A 20,691-nucleotide genomic window follows, 5' to 3' on the forward strand; every position below is an offset into this window, starting at 1 on the left:
GCGAAAGATAAATGTAACACTGGGCTAAGTTATTGGTGATAATAGCTTAAAAAGTCTGCCATATTACCGACTGCCTCCTCCAAAACTTCAATTCGCGGAAGATATACGAGCCTGAAATGATCCGGCTGCTCCCAGTTAAATCCACCTCCGTGTATGATTAAAATCTTCTTATCCCGCAAAAGATCAAATGCAAATTGTTCATCGTCCTTAATATTGAATTTCTTTGTATCCAGTTTTGGGAAAATGTAGAAGGCTGCTTTAGGCTTCACTGCACTTATACCCGGAATATCAGTCAATGCTTTATAAATATACTCTCTTTGTTCGTATATACGCCCTCCCGGCACAATATAATTATCGACACTCTGATGTCCTCCCAGCGCAGTCTGTACAATCGACTGTGCCGGTACATTTGAACAAAGGCGCATATTGGACAGCATATTGATGCCTTCCATATAATCCTTTGCTGTTTCTTTATTCCCGCTGAGGATCATCCAGCCGATTCGGAATCCGGCAATCATATGAGATTTCGATAAGCCGCTGAAAGTCACACAGAATAAATCAGGAGCTAAAGATGCTATCGAAACGTGTTCTTCTTCATCCATCACAAGACGATCGTATATTTCGTCAGAGAAAATGATAAGCTGATGTTCTCTTGCGAGATCAACAATCTGTTGCAGCACCTCCCTCGGATACAAGGAACCCGTAGGATTGTTAGGATTAATAATAACAATGGCCTTTGTCCTGTCATTGATCTTCTTTCTTATATCATCCAGATCAGGATACCACTCAGCCTGTTCATCGCAGACATAATAGACTGCTTTTCCTCCCGCAAGTGTTGCACAGGCAGTCCATAGCGGGTAATCCGGGGAGGGAATCAGAATTTCGTCACCATCGTCCAGCAGTGCTGACATACATAAATTAATTAATTCACTGACTCCGTTTCCCGTGTAAATATCATCCGTTGAAACATTTGGCAGTTTCTTGATCTGTGCATACTGCATGATCGCTTTTCTGGCCGAAAAAAGACCTTTGGCTGATGAATATCCCTCACATTCTGTCAGCTGCTGCCGCATATCATAGATCACCTCATCCGGTGTTCGAAATCCAAAAGGAGCCGGATTACCGATATTGAGTTTTAAGATCTGCGTCCCCTCTCCTTCCATTCTGGCAGCTTCCTCAACAACAGGACCTCTGACATCATACAAGACATGTTCCAGTTTTGAAGATTTCTTGAATTCTCGCATTTCTCTTCCTCCCATAACCTCAATATGGCTACTGTCATTTGATTTTTCCGTATGTGATCTTCCATTCAGCCAGTTCTCTTCCACATTAAGTACTCCTGCTAAAAAGTGAATGATCTCTGCTCTCGGCATGGTCTTTCCGCTTACATATTGGCTTATATGGCTTTTGCCAAGCTTGATTCCCTGCTTTTCTGCTTCCCGGACCAAATCAATCTGCTTCATGCACTGGCTGTTCATCGCACTTTTCAGTCTGTCTGCAAACGTTTCTTTATACATTTTTACCTCCATAGTTCAATTTACGTTCAAAAGTTCAATTAGTTTTACTGTAATCATATCACACGCAGCGCATAAGTTCAATATTTTCCAATGAAGTTCAATAAAAAGAGGAGCCATCGCTGGCTCCCCATCTGTAAATCTATGTTTTATCATTCCAAAAATCTGCATATAACCCCGGCTGCCCGTTCCCGGCTGGATAGAATCGCGGGATGGCCTCCTTCTGAGAACACACAGATTTCCGCTCCCGTCCTGGCGGCTATTTCACGGTATTCCTCCTGAAAATCCGATCTGGACATTTCATCACCTTCACTTCCTGTCAGAAGTAGCGGAGCCTGCAGACTCTCAAGCGGCTTTATAAATAACGGCAGCTTTGCTGCGGCGCACTGAAGCAACGCCTTTGTATCCATATCCACGATACGTTCCCAGTCTTCCCCCTGGCACCACTTATAGAATTCGACTCCCATTTCATCATTCCTGGCACTTGTCCTCTCCTGAATCAGGTTATCAGAAAAATCATCTGCCAGTGCCCGGCCGTCAAAACTGTCTGCCACGACCCTGTCGACAAGGTCCGGACGTTTTAATGCAGCATTGATTGCAACCCATGCACCGCCGCTGGTTCCTACAAGATTCACTTTTCCCAGTTTCAGATGCTCCATCAGTGCGATCGTCTGGCTGGCTTCTTCCATCCACAGATCCGCGGGAAATTCCTCCACGCGGTCTGATCTTCCATGTCCCAGAAAATCGATGAGAATCACATGAAATTTGTCTTCGTATAACGGAAGAAGAAATTCGAACATCCTGGAAGACGCCGTATTCCCGTGTAAGAACAGAACTGGTTTTCCGCTGCCTGTTTCGGTGTAATATATTTTTTTAGACTGATAATTAAAATATGACATTGTTTTACCTCCTGATCATAAAACTGTTTTTCACTGCCTGATCAGCAAGGCCCTGCAAACACCAACGCCTTGCTGTTAGTGTTTTGTAATCCAAATACCCATATATTTACAACCTCCGTTCTTAATCTGTTTCCAGTATACCATACACTCAGATGAATTCCATTAAATACTTACTGTTTCCGAAAAATCTTCCCTATTTTTCTTTCGACAGCAATTTTCTATATGTGGTTTCAATTCCAAGTGCCCCGATGGGAGCGGTGATTAAAATAGAAACCACGGCAGCTGTCAGCACGATATTACCGCAGGCCAGCCCCTTTGCCAGCGCAACACCGCCGATCGCCGCCTGTACCGTAGCCTTCGGTATCTGTGAAATCATACAGAAAACGCGCTCTTTCCTGTTCAGCCTTGTGCCGATCACACACAGATACGTGCCTGCCAGCCGAAAGACCAGACCGATAAACAGCATAATGACCATCATAATTCCTGCTGATAACGCATATTTAACATTTACCACAGATCCAACCAGAACAAACAGTAAAATCTCTGCGGGAACCCACATTTTTGAAAATTTACCGGTGATCCGTTTTGCCAGAACATCGTATCTGTTGTAAATAGTAATTCCCATGCTCATGACTGCGAGCAGCCCGGAAACGGCAACGCTCCCTTCCAGTGCCTCTTCAAGCGTGACAAACAGAAAAGAGACACAAAGAAGAATAATGACTTTCACCGTATCCCTCATATGAAACCGTTTAAAGAAAAAGACAAGAACCAGTCCTCCTGCAACACCAAGGACGATTCCAAGCAGGATAGCCACCGGAACCTGCAAAAACTCGGAAGCGGATACCGCTCCTCCCTGAGCCAGGGATATCAATGCAGTAAAGATAACGATAACATAGACGTCATCTGCAGAAGAGCCGGCAATGATCATCTGCGGAATTCCTTTTTCTGTCCCCCAGCCCTCATCAATGAGTTTAGACATAGACGGAACAATGATCGCTGGTGACACAGCCCCCATCTCGGCTCCGATAATCCCTGCCTCCAGCAGAGAAATTCCCATCAGCCTGGGTGCAAATAACAAATAGGCGATAATTTCCATCGTGGCGGGTAAAAAGCACAGGAGGACAGCAGGACGCCCTACACGCTTCAAATCATTAATATCCAGAGTCAGTCCCGCTTTTGCCAGGATTATGATGAGTGCAATCTGTCTTAAATCTGCGGACATATCCAGGATACTGTCGTCCAGCAGGTTCAGGACATAGGGTCCCAGAATGATTCCTGCGGCCAGCATCCCGATGATATACGGCAGCCGCAGCCTTTTAAAAATTGTCCCCGCCATCAAACCAAGCAACATGATCAACGCAATACTCAATAACATTTTTTCTTCCTCCATACTTTAAAATAAGCTCAAAAAAAGCTGACGACCCCTGCTTTTACACAGAAGTCATCAGCAATTATGCGCTTTTGGAATACTCCACGGGAGAACTTCATTCCCACATCTTAATTTATTAAATTTTATCATGTTCCGTTTCTTCTGTCAATGTGATATTCTGCAGATCATCTGTACCTCGCATTCAGGTTTTACCTTCCTCACCGACTGCTGTCATCTAAATATACCGCCTGACCTCTTTCATGTATTCCCTGTATGCGTCTCCAAATTTCCCGATACACCACCGTTCTTCCGAAAGGATTATCCAGTGTGATGAAATCTGAAATATCACAACTAAGCCATATAATAACAGCGACCGTGTCAGCAGTGCACATCCTGTAAAAAGCATATCATATGACAAATACATGGGATTCCGGGAAAAACGGTAGATTCCGGTTACATTTAACCCCTCACGTGAAGGGGATGCAAAATTCTTCATTGAAACTGCACAGAGTACCAGTCCCAATACATAGACAAATAATCCGGCAAAGAACAGCCATGATCGTTCTATCATTACATCAAGGCAACATAAGTACACAAATATCGCCGCATTCGAAATCTGATATACCCCGTATGCAAATATCTCATTTCCCGTCAGCGGAGGAAAATACGCTGCCCGCTTTACGGCACCTCTGTTAAAAGCTGACAATAATCCGAATCTTATCAGCAAAAAAGGAATCAACAATAAAAAGCCATTCATTTAAATCTTTCTGCCCCCCTGTGGTATTTTATGCTGACACTCACTGCATTCTCTGTCGTGGAGTGAAATAATTCCGCCGCATTTTGGACACGTGTATTCATTCCGCTGTTGTTCCAGAAATTCTTCTATCCCATATTTCTGAACCGCTCTGCTGTTTTCCACGAGGCTTGTATGATAACGAGTGTTATAACTTTTTTCCAATGATTTTATCTGCTTACAGGGAAACTCTGTGCACTCGCAGCAATATGTAATGCCTTTCTCTTTGACACAGTCCTTTATCCGGCACTTCTGGCAGTGTTCCGGCTTTCCTTTATCGCAATTCAGACAGCCTGCACAGCTTTTTTTGTGGTAACAGTGCTTATAGCACACCATGCAGTTCATTCCGCATGGGGCAAACATGGCAGGCTCTGTTTTTTCCGGCATTTTCATCCTTTATCCATCTCCCATCTGTTCCTGAACCCGGAACATGATTATCTCCCTGAGCAGATCATACGGCATTGGTCTGCTGTACGGCAGCTGTATCGTACCTTTAGAATGTCTATAGTCCCCCAGTCTGTCTTTAAATGCATTTATTGCACTCGGAGCAGGGTGGAATCCCATGTGTTTCTTTTCTCCCGAAAAATGAACAAGGTTGCCATTGAGTACAAAAGTTGCCATTCCCCATGAAATCTTCTCTGTTATATCAGGTGAGCACTCCAAAATGATTTTTCGCAACGTCTCCATGCGAAGCCGCACATCACCGCTGTAACTTGCAATGTATTCATTTACCGTTGAAAAAGCCGGTTCCGGTTTTAACCTTTCTTCTAACGTTACATGTATTTTATCTCCCGGCTGTTTGCCGATCTTTGCACGGATATCCTTCCGGACACCGATAATATGGCAGGATGTTCCCATCTTTACAGCCTGTCCGTCATAAGCTTCCCCATCAAAGGTTGCATGTACCAGCACCCGCGATTTTCCGAAGACCTCTTTCACATCAAACGGTATCTCGATATATGCAGCATCCATATCCGGTTTTTTCACCAGCGTCGCATCAAACTCCAGACGTTTTTTCATTTTTCTCCTCTTCCCTATGAGATGATAACGTATTTTCTTTGTCCAGTAATGTTTCTATATGATCAATATCAGATTGGTCGACTTCACGCAGTTCATATCCTGTTGTCAAGCAAGTCCTTTTGTGCTACTGTCTCCTTTTTCGCGGCTGTATCCCTCACTTTCTGATGCCGGTTATTGCAGCTTACTGTATTACAGAGTGGCTGTGAATAAAAAACTCTTCCTGGCTTGGCTGATATTTTTTCTCTAACTTTTCTAATCTGTCGTCAAAGCACTGTGCCTCTTGCTCGTCTATCTCAAATACAGCGCTTTGACGGTAAATCCATTTTCTTCCGTCCAAAGCACCGGGGCTCAATTCCCTGGCCATCATTGCCGCCGGATATGCACCATTCTCAAGACATATGTTATACTTTTTGCAGCTCTTAAAACCGCGGCTTACGTAATTACCTGGATTTCCAAATATTACGATCACATCATAACCAAGTGCAGCTGCCTGTCTAAAGGAGTGCTCCAGCAATTTTTTCCCATACCCCGCTCTCTGGTATTCAGGCAGAATGCAAAGCGGACCGAACGTAAGAATATCTTTTTCTTTTCCGCAATCATCCACGAGTTTTGCTTTCGTATACATGATATTTCCGATGATTTGATCATCAACCTCAATCACAAAATCCAGCTCCGGTATAAAATCTTTGTGAGAACGCATGACATGGACAAGGTAATGTTCGTTACACCCCGGAATATACAGGTTCCAAAAAGCCTTTCTCGTTATTTCTTCCACTTTGCTGTGATCTGTTTCTTTTTCATTCCTGATTTTAATCATTCATAAGTCTCCTGTGATTTGTTTATAGAATATATTTGTTTCTTTACCTGTAAACTGTATTTCCTCATTTGTCTAGCTTGTTCATTATTGTGAATTTGATTACTCATTAACCCTTAAAGCATCCTAATATGTCGCCTTTTTCTCTGCAGAAGTTATATCCATACCATCCAATTTGAGTTCTACTTCTATATGATGGTTTGATTTAAGTTTGGAAAGCAAGACAACACTCTCGATGTGCGGTGAAAGTTTTTTCTTATACTACATGGCAAAAGGTTAGTCTCTTTGTTTCATTATAAAGTGCCTGATTTTTGGTTATACCCCTTTGATAATTTTTTTCACCCCTCTTGGTAAGAATTTTACCCCTTTTACACAATCTTAAATATCGAATAATGCACTCCCTCTTATTATTAGGTTAAGCTGAATATAAAATCTCTATTCTAAAGAAACCTATGTCTTTTCAAAACACATCTTGCCTTTTTGTATTGCTTAGCTATAACCTCCATTATCCGTCCACATTTCACACTGTCCAATGACCGTAGCTACAGCATCCTCCAGCCCCTCAGGTGGATATTTATACTTTTTGAGCAGCTTCTTAATCATACGGCGCATTCCTGCCCGAGCAGACTCCTTTTTCTGCCAGTCAATTGTTCGATTTTTCCGTAACATATCGGTCAGTTCATGAGCCAATGCCACTAGCTCTCTATTCTCGTAAACATCCCTAACCGCTTCAGGTTTGGTTAATGCATCATAAAAAGCTAACTCCTCTACTGTTAACCCTAACTGAGCACCTTCGGCATGGGCATTGGCCATATCAGAGGCCATTTTCATTAACTCGGCAATCACTTCTTCATTAGACAACATACCGTTTAAATATGCTTTCATAGCCCTGGATAACATTTCGGAAAACTTCTCACTTTTAACCAGATTTGTTCGGCGGTAAATACTTACTTGTTCAGACAAAAGTTTTTTCAGTATTTCCACAGCCAGATTTTTTTCCTTCATCTTGGAGATTTCTTCCAAGAACTTAGGATCAAACAGGGAAAACTCTGTCTCTACATCTGAAAACAGGTTAATGACACCCTCACTTTGAATGCTCGCTTTCAGTAACTCGTTCACCCGTGCATTGATTTCCTTTAAAGACAAAGGTTTATTTTCCCCACTAACTCTAGTTAAAACAGTTCTTACTGCTTCAAAAAAAGCAGCTTCCAATCGTTGTTCCTGGTTGAGCAAGGAACGACAAAGAGACAATGCCTGGCGCAGTAACATTGCTTCCTTAACATAAGCTTCCTTATTCTTCACATTTTCTATACCGGACAAAAAGTTCACCGCACCGCTAATTGCTTTTGCCCTAGCAAGATCAGATGCCTTATCTTCCAAAAACACAGCATAGCTAAAGCCGTTAAATAAGTTTCTACATACCTCTAGTTTTTCTATAAACTTAGGATAAGCAGTTTTTGCAATGTCAGTTTCTCCATAATTTTGTTTATCACGGTTGGTATAGTCGTTCATCGCTTGCCGTAGGGCTGAAGCTATGCCGACATAATCCACTACTAAACCGCCTTCCTTATCTTTATAAACTCGATTAACTCGGGCAATTGCCTGCATCAAATTATGCCCTGCCATCGGCTTGTATACATACATAGTCGCCAGTGATGGTACATCAAAACCAGTTAGCCACATATCTACAACAATAGCAATTTTCATTGGATCATCATTGTCTTTGAAGCGAGCGGCCAGTTCATCCCGTCGGTGTTTGTTGCCAATGACTTTTCGCCACGCTTCCGGATCTTTATTATTCTCAGTCATTACCACACCCACTTTATCTTTCCATTCTGGGCGAAGCTCTAACAGTTTATCATAAATGGACATAGCAATTTTACGGGAATATCCTACAATCATAGCTTTTCCCGACAATTCATACTGTCGATTTTCTTCATAGTGTTTCACGATATCTTCACACAAGGCTGCGATAGTGTCCTTAGCACCGAGAATACTCTCCATGCGTCCCAGCTCTTTTTTGCTTTTGTCAATTGCATATTCTTCTGCATTTTGTGCCATAATATCGTATTCGGCATCAATAAGTTGTAATATCTCCTGATTAAGTTTAAGATGAATGACCCGGCTTTCGTAGTAAACTGGTCGGGTGGCACCATCCTCCACCGCCTGAGTCATGTCGTAAATATCAATATAATTGCCAAATACCTCAATGGTGGAACGGTCTTTACTGGAAATAGGGGTGCCGGTAAAGCCGATGTAAGTAGCCTTTGGTAAACTTTCCCGTATAATCAAGCCAAAAGATTTTTTCATTCGCCCTGTTCGAGTATCCACTTTTTCATCAATAAATTGGCTACGATGAGCTTCGTCCGCCATGACAATAATGTTACGTCGATCGGATAAGGTCTCCGTACTCTCTTCAAATTTCTGAGCAGTAGTAAAAATAATACCATTGGCCTGCCTCCCTGCTAGCAGTTCTTTTAGATGAGTACGGCTTTCCGCCTGCTGAGGCGTTTGACGCAAAAATTCTGTACACTTTGCAAACTGAGAAAACAACTGGTTGTCTAAATCATTGCGGTCGGTCAAAACTACAATAGTCGGTGAGTTGAGCGCCTCTTGCAATAGATGTGCATAAAATACCATAGACAGAGATTTTCCGCTACCCTGAGTATGCCAAAATACACCTCCTCGCCCGTCTGTCGTAGTTGCATTCGCTGTAGATGCTATTGCCTTCTTTACGGCAAAATATTGATGATATGCACCTAAGATTTTCGCAGCGCCAGAAAAACAAATAAAATTTTTCAGGATATCCAATAGCCTCTCCTTTTGAAACATCCCTTCTATAAAAGTGTCAAATTGCGCGTACAACGTATTTTCATAACTGCCATCTTTTGTCTTCCACTCCATGTAACGATCTTCACCTGCGGTGATAGTGCCTGCTTTAGATATAGCAAGATCACTCATAACGCAAAAGGCATTATAGATAAAAAAAGATGGAATTTCCTGCATATAATTACGTAGCTGCAAATAAGCCTCGGAGGCATCAGTTTCTTCTCGTGAGGGGGATTTTAATTCAAATACCACCACTGGTAAACCGTTAAGAAATACGACGATATCCGGCCGCTTTTCGCTGTGTTCAGTAATCGTCCACTGATTGGCTACCGTAAAAGTATTTTTATCCGGCTGAGCATAGTCAATCAGATAAACCAGTCCCGCCAATTGCTCGCCGTTATGATAGTAGTTGACTGAGACTCCATTTTGCATAAAATCGGTAAACTGCCGGTTTTTCTGCACCAGCGTGCCGCTGTCTAAACTACGCAACTTGAGAATTGATTCGTTTATTGCCGCTTCCGGCAGGCTTGGATTGAGCCGCTGTAATGCAGGCATTAACTCATCCAGATAGAGGGGTTCGGTGTAATCCCGTTGAATATCGGGTCCATATGTATATCCGTAGCCCAGAGTTTCACAGAACACTTCCAGCACAGCATTTTCATAGTTGGCTTCGGTAAACGACATAAATTACACCTCCTCGTGTTTTTTTCTGAGATAACTTGCTTGGTGCTCCAATTCTGGAAAAAGAAATGCATGACTAATGCCTAAAATTTCTAGTTCTTGTAACAGTTGCTGTTTATGCTCTTTAGGTATGCATATTGTTCGTTTAATATCATCACCCATATCTTTTGTCAACAACGGTTTTAAATCAAATCGTTCTTTTTGATATGGGTTATTCCCTGCTTGTCCACAGAGTCCCACCAGCAAAAACGCTCCTTGCTGCCGTTTTATTCGTTCATTATTTTTTGGTGCTTCTATCAGTATATGTGTAGTAGTTGTAAGTTTTCCTATCTCCAAATTATTAAATCCCCGTTCACTTAAGAATCCAATCATCTGACGCTCGCTTGACCCAGTATATTCTGTTAACTCAACAATACACTTACAATTTATATCATTGGCACGCTGAACGTAATCATAGAATATAAATAATTCTCCATCCTTATCTAAATTTTCACTGCAAGCAAAAAACAATGCTACAAGAGGGTTAGAAGTAATATCCAGTAATCTGGTTGGTAATCCATAATGCTGCATTTTAATTAGGCGCTCCAACTTATTTTGAATATCATTAAATTCTGCTGGAGAATTCAAGAGCAAATCTTGAATCAACTTATGTTCTTTCTCAAGTAGCCCGTTACGAAATACTGCTGGTGTTAAAGAAAATTCTAAGTTTGATTGCCCACGGTAGAATAGTATGCGGTCATCCCCCTGATTCTTGGCTGTATTGGCATTATCCAAGAATTTTGATATATATTCGCCTAACAAAGGAGAATCTATATCAAATTTTTCTATAGTATCATCCTCATTTTTTGACATATATTGATTCTCCTTTCATCACTCATAACATTTGACTGCTTCTTGGTTTGAAATCGGTACCTCAATTTCTCCACTCATTAATTTAGGTAGTAGAGTGTCGCGAAGGGCAGTGAGAATTCGGTTTTCACTTCGCATTGCCTGAATTTTCTTCTGACATAATAGTACAAATAAATTAAACTGTTTAACATATTTGTCGGTCTCAAATGATGTTGGTATAGCCATTGCATATCGCATAATGGCAGTTTTATCTCCACGCGGCATTTTAGTTCCTTTGGATGTAGTCATCATATATTCAAAGAATCTATCTGAATACAGCAAACTATATAAATATCCATTTAGAACTTCGTTTTTTGCCCTTATTACAAGAACGTCATTAGAGCAACCACCAGTTTCGTCAGCAAACCATATTTTCTTAAAATATGGTCGAATATTAGATATTAATATATCATTATTTTTATAGCGACTCACAGCAGATGTAGTGGGAAGTGAATTAGCATTTGAAATGCCCTGTTTATTCGCCAACATATTCTCCGTAGATATATAATTCTCTTTATTACATTGATTTACAGGGATACGTTCTTTTACGTAATTCGCAATATCTTCAAGTAAAATTACACGCCAGCCCTTCGGTATCCGTCCCAACTCGCTATCCACAAATTCACCGTTCTGGAATTGCTCAAAATCCATAAACCAGCTTTTAAAAATCACCTGTGATTGCGCCTCTAAATTGGCGCTAATTTTGTTGTTTAACTCAATTTTATCATCAAGGCATGAAAGAGTAGATGCTATAGCTCTCTGTATCGGAAGACCAATATATGGAATATCAAGATTTTCCAAATGCGGAATACGTAGATTACTTACAGTTGTTCCGGTTCCATTGCTCCATGATATCTGGTGTTGCACTTGCCTTGACATGAGCGTATATAATAAATAACGATTATCACAAACCGTTTTATCAACTTTTAGCAGAACCATTCTCTGACCTAAACAGCACTCAAGGTCTTCTGGAATAATGCACACTTCACCCATTGGTGCTTCTCTAGTAATGATTATATCTCCACCTAAAGGCTTTGCTCTTATACGTCGTTTTACAAAATGCTCCTCATCTGTATACGAAGGATTTGACAAATCTAATCTACCATTTTTTATATATTGATTACGTATCACCAGCCTTCCTTGCTCTGTCCAAATAGGTGTTGAGTGAGGGCAGTCCGTAATTGATGTACATACTTCGTGCAATTTTTTCGTTTTCATATAGACTACCCCCGCTCCCTTAATAGCAATTTTGTATACTGTTTCTTCCATGCAGTGGAAGATTTTTTGCAGATATCATCATTTCGTGTAAAGGCACATACCCCCTCTAAATAACTTGAACCACATATATCTGGGTTTGTATGGCGACATCCATGCGTTTCATCCTCTGTATCCCCCACTTGTAGTGGAGCATAAAACGCTACTCTTTTCTCTATATCAAACTTCATACCCAATCGCCCCCAGTCTCTTTCGAATCTCCTCATCCAAGGTATAACTCTCCTGCATCATAGTCGAAAGTTCCCCTGTTAGTCTTACCATTTTCTCAGCGAAGGGTTCACTGTCCTCTTCCTGTTCTGCTAGACCAACATAGCGCCCCGGCGTTAGTATATAATCCTGCTTTGCGATCTCTTCTGTAGTTACAGTTGCACAAAAGCCTGCCTCATCATCCAGCTTGCCTAATTCAAAAGAGTTAAAATCATTTGCAATTTTGGCAATATCCCCTTCTGACAACTCCCGCAATCGGCGGTTTATCATAGTGCCCATATTTCGAGCATCTATAAACAGTGTTTTCCTCGGCTGTTTCTTATTTCGGTTTAAAAACCACAATGAAACAGGAATCTGGGTTGTAAAAAATAACTGCGTAGGCATAGCCACAATACATTCAACCAAATCGTCCTCAATAATTTTTTTCCTGATCTCCCCCTCACCACCAGACTGACTGGACAAAGAACCATTGGCCAGTACCAAACCAAGTTTACCATTCGGTGCTAGATGATGAATCATATGCTGCATCCAAGCAAAGTTGGCATTCCCATTGGGTGGTAATCCATATTTCCAACGCACATCATCGTTCAGACTACCATCATTCCAATCAGAAAGATTAAACGGTGGATTAGCCATAATATAATCCGCTTTCAGTGTCGAATGTAAGTCATTGTGAAAAGTATCAGCGTTAAATTTACCCAGATCAGCTTCAATACCCCGAATCGCCAGATTCATTAATGCCATTTTACGGGTCGTAGGATTGGCATCCTGCCCATAAATAGAAAGATTACCAATATTTCCTGAATGGCTATTAACAAATTTCGCCGATTGTACAAACATACCACCACTACCGCAGCAAGGATCATATACTCTACCTTTAAATGGTTGAAGCACTTCAACCAAAGTGCGTACCACACAGGATGGTGTAAAAAACTCTCCTGCCCGCTTACCCTCCTGTTCAGCAAACTTCGACAGGCAATATTCATATGTACGCCCCAGAATATCTTTGTCTGTACCATGTTCTATCATCTGTATATTAGTAAACAAATCTACGACATTTCCCAGACGTCGCTTGTCCAATTCATCTCTAGCATAGTTTTTCGGTAAGATATCCTTTAACCGTTTATTTTCCTTTTCAATCGCTCTCATGGCGTCATCAATAACGGTACCTATTTCTGCTTTATGAGCTGCCTCAGCAATAACATTCCATCTTGCAATAGGCGGTACAAAAAAGACATTCACTTCCGTATATGCGTCTTTGTCCTCCACGTCGTCGTCATCATCTAGAAGTGCCTGATATCGTTCTTCGAATTTATCGGAAATATATTTTAAAAAAATTAACCCTAATACCACATGCTTATATTCGGCTGCATCCATATTCCCCCGCAAGATATCCGCGGCCGCCCATATTTGCTCTTCAAATCCAATATCTGCTGAGTTTTTACCATTTGTTGTTGCCATAATAATCATCATCCTCTCAGTTTTAGTATATTTAATATGTATCTCACATATCATTATCGTTATTCCATCAATTGTTGCATTGCTTGAAATTTATATTTTTGTTGACCCGAACTAGTTTTCTCAATAGCATTTATCGAACATTTGACCGTATTCGCATAATTGAGAAAAAGTGTTCCAAGCAACAATCGTTCATTACGTGGTATTCTATTCCATTCATAACCCTTAAATAAATCCTTCAATAAAAAAATCTCACCATCCATTAAATTTTCGGCTTCTTTAATAGCAAAACTTAATAAGTCATTTACATCAGTCATTAAACTCCTCCTTAACAATCATAACAACATTGTTAATATCATTATACCTCTTTCGTTTGCTTTGTCAATTAAGTGCCATAAAAATGACCTCATCCACAATGTTTTACATTATGAATGAGGCATTTACTATAACTACTGATTAATCATCCATCCTTGCACTCTATATTCAATTTCCGTCCCATCCAGAAACACTGTTACAACCATCCCATTCTCATACACCTTAATATAATCCACCGTCCTAAGCATCAAACCAATATCCAGTTCCTTTATCGGCTGTGCATCTTTTGTAATCTCCATAAAATCCATCGCCCGGAACTTCGCCAGCAAATCATTTCCCCGCATTTTCTCTTCCCACTCCGGCACTAGCATCTCCCTGCACTCCAGCAGCCTGTTCCATGCCCTCAGATAAATCTCAATCAGCGTATCCTCATAAATGTGCCGGTTCCCACACCCCAACACACCTTTCACCTTATACCGCTCACTGCACTGCCACACCTTCCTATCCCCATTTGGTGTTCGCCACCCCTTCCTCGCAAAAGCCCTGTTGCACTCCCCACAGATAATCTTGCTGGAAAATGGATTCGCCTCCGTATTCTGGGAAAACCGTGTAATATTATGCTCTTCCAGATACCGATCCCTCCGCTTCATCTCCAACTGCACGCATTCCCAAATCCAAGGTGCTATAATCGCCTCATGGTCATCCTCAATATAATACTGCTGGATTTCCCCCTCATTCTGTACTCGCTTCTTCGTCAGGAAATCCACTGTGTAGCTTTTCTGCAGAAGCGTATCCCCTTTATACTTTTCATTCTCCAGCATGCTGCCAATAGTCGTGGACTGCCATTTCGTCCCGCCATCCCAATTTATCACACCTTCCCTCTTAAAAATCCGCTTCACAATCTTCGCCTACTGTTTATTCACAACCAGCTTGCCATTTTCATCCGCATCATAACCAAGGAATCTCTTGGTACTCATCTTATGCTGCCCGATCTCAAACCGCTTACGGATACCCCATGTGCTGTTCTCTGAAATATTCCGGCCTTCATCCTACGCAAGGGACGATGGGATTGTCAGCAACACTTCTCCCTTTGCATCCAAAGTGTCAATATTCTCCTTTTCAAATGTTACCCCAATGCCCAACCCCTTCAGTTCCCGCACATAATTCAGGCAGTCCAGCGTATTTCTTGCAAACCTGGAGATGGACTTCGTGATAATCCGGTCAATCTTCCCTGCCCGGCTGTCCATAATCATCCGGTTAAATTCATCCCTTTTCTTGGTATTCGTACCAGAAATGCCTTCATCCGCATATATCCCGGCACACTCATATTCCGGATTGCTGTTGATACTCTCTGTATAAAACCGCACCTGGTTCTCATAGCTTAATAGCTGTTCTTCTTGGTCGGTACTCACCCGGCAGTACGCCGCCACCCGCAGTTTCTTCCTCTGCACGGCATTCCCTTCCCCTGCTGTCGAATTCTGCTTTGCTGGTATAACGGTAATGCTTCTTGCCATTCCTGTAAACCTCCTCTGCCACCGTTGATTTTATGATATCCTGCCGGGATGCCGATTCGTCCGGAATCCGCACGCCCGGACAGGCTTGCTTTCCTTCTTCAATGTAAGTGGAGCAAAGCCACTCTACCTTCTTTTTATAACCTATCCTGCGCCGGAGTGTCTTTCCGCAATACGGACAGTACAGCATCCCCGTCAATAGATATCTGTTTTGGTACTTTTTTGTGTCACTCTGGGCAATGTTCCTGTCCCGTTTATTTTCTTCTATCTTTTCCTGCAAGGTATCCCAAACCTCCGTGCTCAAAATCGCCGGATGGCTGTCCTCCATATAATAACTCTGTACTTCCCCATGATTCCGTACCGTCTGGTTCCTCTTATCCTCCGGTGTGTAATATTTCTGCAAATGGAAATCCCCTTTGTATTTCTCATTTTTGAACATACCCATAAACGAACCGCCAGTCCACTTCCCTCCTGTCACAGACGGGACTCCCAGAAAATCTGCCAACTGCCCCAGACGGCTGGAACCCACTCCTAAAAGGTACATATCCGCAAAGAACCGGACTGCCATAGCCTCTTTTGGATTGATGACCAGTTCCCCAAATTCATCCTTGTCATAGCCCATGAACCGCTCCGTGTTGATCATATATTCCCCACGTTCAAACTTCTTACGGATAGACCATTTCCGGTTCTCCGATACATTCCTGCTTTCTTCCTCCGCAAATGAAGCGAGGACAGTGAGCAGGACCTCACCGTCCCCGGATAATGTGTTGATATTCTGTTCTTCAAAATAGACAGCAACCCCAATCAGCCGCAGCTCCCTCACCGTCTCCAGAAGAACTGCCGTGTTCCTGGCAAATCGGGAAATGGACTTTGTGATGATTAAATCTATCAGTCCTTCCTTTGCCATCTGTACCATCCGCTGGAATTCCGGACGGTTCCTGCTGAAACCGGAGATACCCTGGTCTGCAAATACACCAATAAACTCATATTCCGGATTAGCATTCAAGGATCGTTCATAAGAGGATACTTGGTTTTCCAGGGATTCACCCTGTTTCCTGGAATCCGTGGAAACCCTGGCATAAGCACAGACGCGTTTTTTTTTCGGTATTTTATTTTGTACCGGCTCCAACATCCGTATCCTCATAAACCCTTCTCCCTTCCGAAGTATTCTTTTACAAACCACTTCGCACATTCATACTGCTTTCCTGCGTCTCCGTCCTCATTGATACATATCACTGGCACCCCTGCTCTATCGCAGGCTTCCATAAATTCAAAGAACTGCCGCCAGTCACGGGCAATCATAGTGGCGTCCCTTGTGACTACCACCCGGACATGCCCGGCCTGAATTTCCTCAATCAACTGCCGGAACGCTTTCCGGTTTGTGTCTACGCCAGACGCTTCATCCCAAAAGAAATGTTCTTCCACCGTCCGCTTACCATAGCGCCTGCGGAATGCTTCTCTCCCCGGTTCCACATATTTTTCATATCCATGATCCCGGTGTGTGGTTCTGTAATAATATGCCACCTGCATCTTCATCCGGCATCCCACTCCTTTCGTTTTTGGTTTCTTATTGAGCAAGCTCAATAAGCGTAGTCTATTAATCACTCTAAATACCCTGTAAGTCAAGCAGATAGGCGGTTTCCACGTCTTTTCTTTTGGTCTGCGGAAACTTATTTCAGAAGGTCAAAAAGAAGAACCCGGCAGATTTCCCCACCGGGCAAATCTCTATATCCTCGTCACAAAATCTAGCGAAATCCACCCGTCTCTCTTCTTCTGGTAAGATTTCAACAGCCCCCACTTAGAAGCCCCTGCTCCGTCCGCTTCCTCCACAATAGTAAACACTCCAGCTCCGGTAAACCTCCCTGTCCTCGCATAATCAACACCCGGTCCCTTCCTGATATTCAAATCCGGAATCCCCACCTTCACCATATAAGAAGATGCCGCCGGAAGCTTCTCCATAAACTGCACATACCGCTTATCCGAAGTCAAAAACAGCCCGGATTTCAGCTTATAACACAGCCCGTCTGCGCTGACACCCACCACCGTATAAACGCCATCGAACACCACCTGGTCCACGTTATCCCCCATACACGGCGCTTCCCTCACATTCACTCCGTCTTTCCCCTTATAAAACACCTTCACAAAACCAGACAAAGGATTGACTGGCTGGTTCGGATTCCCGGAGCCTTCCATGCTACTCCCCGTATCCCCGCTGTCTCCAATGATACTCCTCAAAATATCCAGAATCTTACCGCCATACCCAGCCCTTACCCTGCGGATTCTCCGGAATCCCCAGCCATTCCACATAAGGCGCACACCCCCTGGCCACATACTTGAACCTTGAATCAACCTTCGGGTTCACCAATTCCTCCGTACTGGCATAGGCTTTCAAATGCTGCACCTGCGCCCGGATGCCCATCTGCGGCGAATCAAAAGAATTCCCCTTTTTCCCATTGGAAGTCACGCCCATCCCACAGAAATTATTCTGCTCAAGCGTCACCGCCGAACCGGAAAAGCCAAAGTTCCCCGTCTCCAGGCAAGACTGAGCAAAAGCAATATCCCCTCTCACACCTTCTGCCTCCCCTTCGGACAGGTATAGCGGAACCATATCCAACACCGACTGCTCTACAGCCGGATTTTTCTTTTTAATATACTCCCGCATCTGCTGCTCCGCAGCCACAGTCTTCCCCATGATCTTTGTATAGGAAGAAACATTCTCCTCCTGCCCAGAGCCGCCGCTCCCAATCTGCCGCTTAAACTTCTCCCACATCCCCTTCGCCCGGATCTGGGAAGGACAGTTCTTCGCACACACATCATAATGCCGCACCACCCGGTCAGCCGGAATCCCAGTCTCCGCCATCAGCTGCCGGACAAACTCCACTGTATTGGCAAAAGCTCTCTGGAAATCATACCCTGCCTGCACACACATCTCCACACCAATGGAATTCTTATTATTCACTGTTCCAAACAGTCTGCCTCCATAATTTACCCCCACATGCCAGCATCCCCGTCCATGGGGAGCCGTCTGGTAAACCGTATCCTTGTCATCCGTATAATAATGAACCGAGGTGCTTAAATTCCCGTTATACTGTGCCCTGGCATGGGCGCTGGCATCCGCCCCTGCCGCAAAGTTATCCGTGTTATGCACCACGATATACTGCGGATTATTGCTCTCATACGTGTTATTGTCAGAAACATAATTCTTATTTACCTTCATGTCCGTTCCCCTCTTTCAACTGCTCCAGCACACTTTTCAGCTTCTCCGGAATCGGCAGCCCAATCTTCACCGCATTCTCCAGAATGGAAATCCCCTCATTGGACAGGTAGAAAAAAATCACCGCCGTCCGCAGCACGCTCCCGTTCCTGATCACATGGGTATCAATGATATGCGCCACAGCAACCAGAGAAAAAATGACCACTTTCTTAAAAATCCCCCTGAACCCAACCTGGCTGGAAAGCTCCTTATTCAGAATCCCAACCATTACCCCGGTCACATAATCCACTGACACAAAAATAACCAGCGCATACAAAAACCATCAAAGCCTCCCATGACTGCTCCCAAAGCTCCGCCCATAGCGGCAAATACATACTGCATCGTGCCTGTTACATCTCTCATCTCAAAACCCTCCTTGTTTTTCCGCACAAAAACAGCAGCCCGTTTTGGACTGCCGCCTGCTCCTGATTCCATAAGTTTTCCTTTTCTCCGCCACCCTTACGGCACGGTCTCCTCCGTCAGTGTATAGGTAATCTTCATCGTCTTGTCCACTGTCTTCACCACCGCCGATGACAGGTTGTTAATAGTTGCCAGATAAGGTGTCAGTAGGTACATAGTCCGGTACTCGCTCCCATAACTTCCTCCCCACCCCAAAAGAAAGTTCTTATACTGGAACAGCGGGGTTGCCGCGTCATTCAGCCGGGAGCTCCCCTGGGTGCGGATTACCTTATCCTCAACCGTAACCTGGAAATCCCCACCGATAATCAAATCGCCAACCAGCGTCATATACACCTCGCAGGTCCCTGTATCGCACAGCGGCTTCCATTTGGAAGTAAACCCCAGATTAATCAGCGTCACGTCTGAAGAATTAGAAAGGTTAATCTTATAAATCCCCTTCTTGTTATTCGCCATCACATACAGATATCCGCTCCGAATGCAGCACTGCAGATACCGCTCCGGGAAAGAACTGTCCTCCTCCCGCCGCCCCACATCTATCAGTTTCGCATTGGACAGCGTCCATTCCCCCTCTGTCATGGAATAATCATCCTTCTTAATCTTCACCCACACCATAGTAGCACTGCCGGAGGAATTCCCCTCATTGGAAAACCCGTACCAGTACCCGTCCCCGCCGTCCAGAAATTCCCCGTACAGCGTGTAATCCCCAAGAAACCGGAACGTGGAAGTCTGAATCACCTGGTCATCCACCACCACAAAGGATGAGTCATCCAGCTTCTCGTTCAGCCCCACCGTAAAAATCGGGATATGCACCTTCCGTATACGCACCCCTGTATCCTGATACGTGATGGAATACAGCAGATTCCTTTCAAAATCCACCTCCACCGTCTCAAACAGCACCAGCTCCCGAGCCACAGCCATCCCGTCCAGCTTGATGCTTTTAATCTGCAGGAATGTGGAACTGTCATTCACCAGGCTCCCATAAGCATTCGCCCCGCCCTGGGCGCTGGTCAGGGCAGCCGCCGCAATGGTACCGTTCCCCTGGCTCGGCGTGAACTCCCACACAAACTTGTATCCATTGTCCAGCTTCTTGCTCTCCGTCAGGTTCATGCTTCCCCTCGCCACATTCGCCGTGGAATTCACATTATTTGACGCATAAGCCACTGGCAGGTTATCCGACAGGGAATAAATATTGTCCGCCCGTTCCTCCAGTACCTTGGAAAACAGCAGAATACCCCCAATCATGTTAGGGCAGACCGGAAGTAATGCCTCCTGCAATTTCACCCCGTCAATACTCTCCCCGATTTCGTAAAACACCCCCATGGGATTCAGCCCCAGGATATGGTTCACTGCATCCGTCACCATATTTTCCTCCGTCACCGCTGTGACCTCCCCGGTATTCACATCCGTCAGTTCAATCCTCATCGTTCCCATAAGTCTCATAACGC

The 20,691-nt window shown here is 43.7% G+C and carries 19 protein-coding genes, 2 pseudogenes and 1 riboswitch; all 21 genes and pseudogenes read right to left on the reverse strand.

Features of this window, described 5'->3' with window-relative positions:
* Positions 1 to 29: 29 nt before the first annotated feature.
* Complete coding sequence (locus MCG98_RS16215; protein WP_240303470.1) at positions 30 to 1,244, reverse strand: aminotransferase class I/II-fold pyridoxal phosphate-dependent enzyme; 1,215 nt, start codon at positions 1,242 to 1,244, stop codon at positions 30 to 32.
* A 422-nt stretch (positions 1,245 to 1,666) separates the two neighbouring features.
* Entirely contained in the window at positions 1,667 to 2,413 is a 747-nt protein-coding gene (locus MCG98_RS16220) for an alpha/beta hydrolase (protein ID WP_240302924.1), read from the reverse strand.
* Between the two features lie 193 nt (positions 2,414 to 2,606).
* Positions 2,607 to 3,788, reverse strand: a complete 1,182-nt coding sequence (locus MCG98_RS16225) for a cation:proton antiporter (RefSeq protein ID WP_240302925.1) — start codon at positions 3,786 to 3,788, stop codon at positions 2,607 to 2,609.
* Between the two features lie 53 nt (positions 3,789 to 3,841).
* Positions 3,842 to 3,914: riboswitch (Fluoride riboswitch) on the reverse strand.
* Positions 3,915 to 4,017: 103 nt separating this feature from the next.
* A complete protein-coding gene (locus MCG98_RS16230; protein ID WP_240302926.1) occupies positions 4,018 to 4,539 on the reverse strand; it encodes an isoprenylcysteine carboxylmethyltransferase family protein in 522 nt (173 codons plus the stop codon).
* Positions 4,540 to 4,968, reverse strand: a complete 429-nt coding sequence (locus MCG98_RS16235; protein ID WP_240302927.1) for a DUF3795 domain-containing protein — start codon at positions 4,966 to 4,968, stop codon at positions 4,540 to 4,542.
* Between the two features lie 3 nt (positions 4,969 to 4,971).
* A complete protein-coding gene (locus MCG98_RS16240) occupies positions 4,972 to 5,262 on the reverse strand; it encodes a DUF1801 domain-containing protein (RefSeq protein WP_240303471.1) in 291 nt (96 codons plus the stop codon).
* Between the two features lie 72 nt (positions 5,263 to 5,334).
* A pseudogene (locus tag MCG98_RS16245) lies at positions 5,335 to 5,595 on the reverse strand (DUF1905 domain-containing protein); the annotation flags it as partial.
* A 181-nt stretch (positions 5,596 to 5,776) separates the two neighbouring features.
* Positions 5,777 to 6,412, reverse strand: a complete 636-nt coding sequence (locus MCG98_RS16250) for an N-acetyltransferase (RefSeq protein WP_240302928.1) — start codon at positions 6,410 to 6,412, stop codon at positions 5,777 to 5,779.
* A 486-nt stretch (positions 6,413 to 6,898) separates the two neighbouring features.
* Positions 6,899 to 9,922 carry a type I restriction endonuclease subunit R gene (locus MCG98_RS16260; protein ID WP_240302929.1) on the reverse strand — a complete coding sequence of 1,008 codons (3,024 nt, stop codon included), beginning with the start codon at positions 9,920 to 9,922 and terminating at the stop codon, positions 6,899 to 6,901.
* Between the two features lie 3 nt (positions 9,923 to 9,925).
* Positions 9,926 to 10,771: an FRG domain-containing protein gene (locus MCG98_RS16265; RefSeq protein ID WP_240302930.1), complete on the reverse strand. Its 846-nt coding sequence runs from the start codon at positions 10,769 to 10,771 to the stop codon at positions 9,926 to 9,928.
* Positions 10,772 to 10,789: 18 nt separating this feature from the next.
* Entirely contained in the window at positions 10,790 to 12,025 is a 1,236-nt protein-coding gene (locus tag MCG98_RS16270; RefSeq protein WP_240302931.1) for a restriction endonuclease subunit S, read from the reverse strand.
* 216 nt (positions 12,026 to 12,241) lie between these two features.
* On the reverse strand, positions 12,242 to 13,750 hold the full coding sequence (locus tag MCG98_RS16275) for a class I SAM-dependent DNA methyltransferase (RefSeq protein ID WP_240302932.1): 1,509 nt from the start codon (positions 13,748 to 13,750) through the stop codon (positions 12,242 to 12,244).
* Between the two features lie 59 nt (positions 13,751 to 13,809).
* Complete coding sequence (locus MCG98_RS16280; RefSeq protein WP_240302933.1) at positions 13,810 to 14,064, reverse strand: single-stranded DNA-binding protein; 255 nt, start codon at positions 14,062 to 14,064, stop codon at positions 13,810 to 13,812.
* Between the two features lie 132 nt (positions 14,065 to 14,196).
* Positions 14,197 to 14,934: a recombinase zinc beta ribbon domain-containing protein gene (locus tag MCG98_RS19000; protein ID WP_345891686.1), complete on the reverse strand. Its 738-nt coding sequence runs from the start codon at positions 14,932 to 14,934 to the stop codon at positions 14,197 to 14,199.
* Positions 14,935 to 15,111: 177 nt separating this feature from the next.
* Complete coding sequence (locus tag MCG98_RS19005; protein ID WP_345891687.1) at positions 15,112 to 15,513, reverse strand: recombinase family protein; 402 nt, start codon at positions 15,511 to 15,513, stop codon at positions 15,112 to 15,114.
* Entirely contained in the window at positions 15,437 to 16,717 is a 1,281-nt protein-coding gene (locus MCG98_RS16290; protein WP_240302934.1) for a recombinase family protein, read from the reverse strand. Before MCG98_RS16290 ends, MCG98_RS19005 begins: the two co-directional genes overlap by 77 nt.
* Positions 16,714 to 17,109, reverse strand: coding sequence for a recombinase family protein (locus MCG98_RS16295; protein WP_240302935.1), 396 nt, complete (start codon positions 17,107 to 17,109; stop codon positions 16,714 to 16,716). Before MCG98_RS16295 ends, MCG98_RS16290 begins: the two co-directional genes overlap by 4 nt.
* A gap of 189 nt (positions 17,110 to 17,298) precedes the next feature.
* The gene (locus MCG98_RS19010) at positions 17,299 to 17,880 is read right to left on the reverse strand and encodes a hypothetical protein (RefSeq protein ID WP_345891688.1); all 582 of its coding nucleotides are present in this window, start codon (positions 17,878 to 17,880) and stop codon (positions 17,299 to 17,301) included.
* Positions 17,822 to 18,790 (reverse strand): N-acetylmuramoyl-L-alanine amidase, encoded by a 969-nt coding sequence (locus tag MCG98_RS19015; protein ID WP_345891689.1) that lies wholly within the window; start codon positions 18,788 to 18,790, stop codon positions 17,822 to 17,824. The genes MCG98_RS19010 and MCG98_RS19015 overlap by 59 nt, the downstream gene beginning before the upstream one ends.
* Positions 18,777 to 19,189: pseudogene (locus tag MCG98_RS16305) on the reverse strand (phage holin family protein). Before MCG98_RS16305 ends, MCG98_RS19015 begins: the two are co-directional and overlap by 14 nt.
* 96 nt (positions 19,190 to 19,285) lie before the next feature.
* Entirely contained in the window at positions 19,286 to 20,686 is a 1,401-nt protein-coding gene (locus MCG98_RS16310) for a hypothetical protein (protein ID WP_240302936.1), read from the reverse strand.
* Between the last annotated feature and the right edge of the window lie 5 nt (positions 20,687 to 20,691).

The sequence above is a fragment of the Ruminococcus sp. OA3 genome (genome assembly GCF_022440845.1).
Classification (GTDB): Bacteria; Bacillota; Clostridia; order Lachnospirales; family Lachnospiraceae; genus Ruminococcus_G.

Coding starts and splice junctions, on each gene's coding strand:
- MCG98_RS16215 (WP_240303470.1), bottom strand. CDS start 1,244: ATGCGAGAATTCAAGAAATCTTCAAAACTGGAACATGTCTTGTATGAT.
- MCG98_RS16220 (WP_240302924.1), bottom strand. CDS start 2,413: ATGTCATATTTTAATTATCAGTCTAAAAAAATATATTACACCGAAACA.
- MCG98_RS16225 (WP_240302925.1), bottom strand. CDS start 3,788: ATGTTATTGAGTATTGCGTTGATCATGTTGCTTGGTTTGATGGCGGGG.
- MCG98_RS16230 (WP_240302926.1), bottom strand. CDS start 4,539: ATGAATGGCTTTTTATTGTTGATTCCTTTTTTGCTGATAAGATTCGGA.
- MCG98_RS16235 (WP_240302927.1), bottom strand. CDS start 4,968: ATGAAAATGCCGGAAAAAACAGAGCCTGCCATGTTTGCCCCATGCGGA.
- MCG98_RS16240 (WP_240303471.1), bottom strand. CDS start 5,262: ATGGAGACGTTGCGAAAAATCATTTTGGAGTGCTCACCTGATATAACA.
- MCG98_RS16250 (WP_240302928.1), bottom strand. CDS start 6,412: ATGATTAAAATCAGGAATGAAAAAGAAACAGATCACAGCAAAGTGGAA.
- MCG98_RS16260 (WP_240302929.1), bottom strand. CDS start 9,922: ATGTCGTTTACCGAAGCCAACTATGAAAATGCTGTGCTGGAAGTGTTC.
- MCG98_RS16265 (WP_240302930.1), bottom strand. CDS start 10,771: ATGTCAAAAAATGAGGATGATACTATAGAAAAATTTGATATAGATTCT.
- MCG98_RS16270 (WP_240302931.1), bottom strand. CDS start 12,025: ATGAAAACGAAAAAATTGCACGAAGTATGTACATCAATTACGGACTGC.
- MCG98_RS16275 (WP_240302932.1), bottom strand. CDS start 13,750: ATGGCAACAACAAATGGTAAAAACTCAGCAGATATTGGATTTGAAGAG.
- MCG98_RS16280 (WP_240302933.1), bottom strand. CDS start 14,064: ATGACTGATGTAAATGACTTATTAAGTTTTGCTATTAAAGAAGCCGAA.
- MCG98_RS16290 (WP_240302934.1), bottom strand. CDS start 16,717: ATGAGGATACGGATGTTGGAGCCGGTACAAAATAAAATACCGAAAAAA.
- MCG98_RS16295 (WP_240302935.1), bottom strand. CDS start 17,109: ATGAAGATGCAGGTGGCATATTATTACAGAACCACACACCGGGATCAT.
- MCG98_RS19010 (WP_345891688.1), bottom strand. CDS start 17,880: ATGTGGAATGGCTGGGGATTCCGGAGAATCCGCAGGGTAAGGGCTGGG.
- MCG98_RS19015 (WP_345891689.1), bottom strand. CDS start 18,790: ATGAAGGTAAATAAGAATTATGTTTCTGACAATAACACGTATGAGAGC.
- MCG98_RS16310 (WP_240302936.1), bottom strand. CDS start 20,686: ATGAGACTTATGGGAACGATGAGGATTGAACTGACGGATGTGAATACC.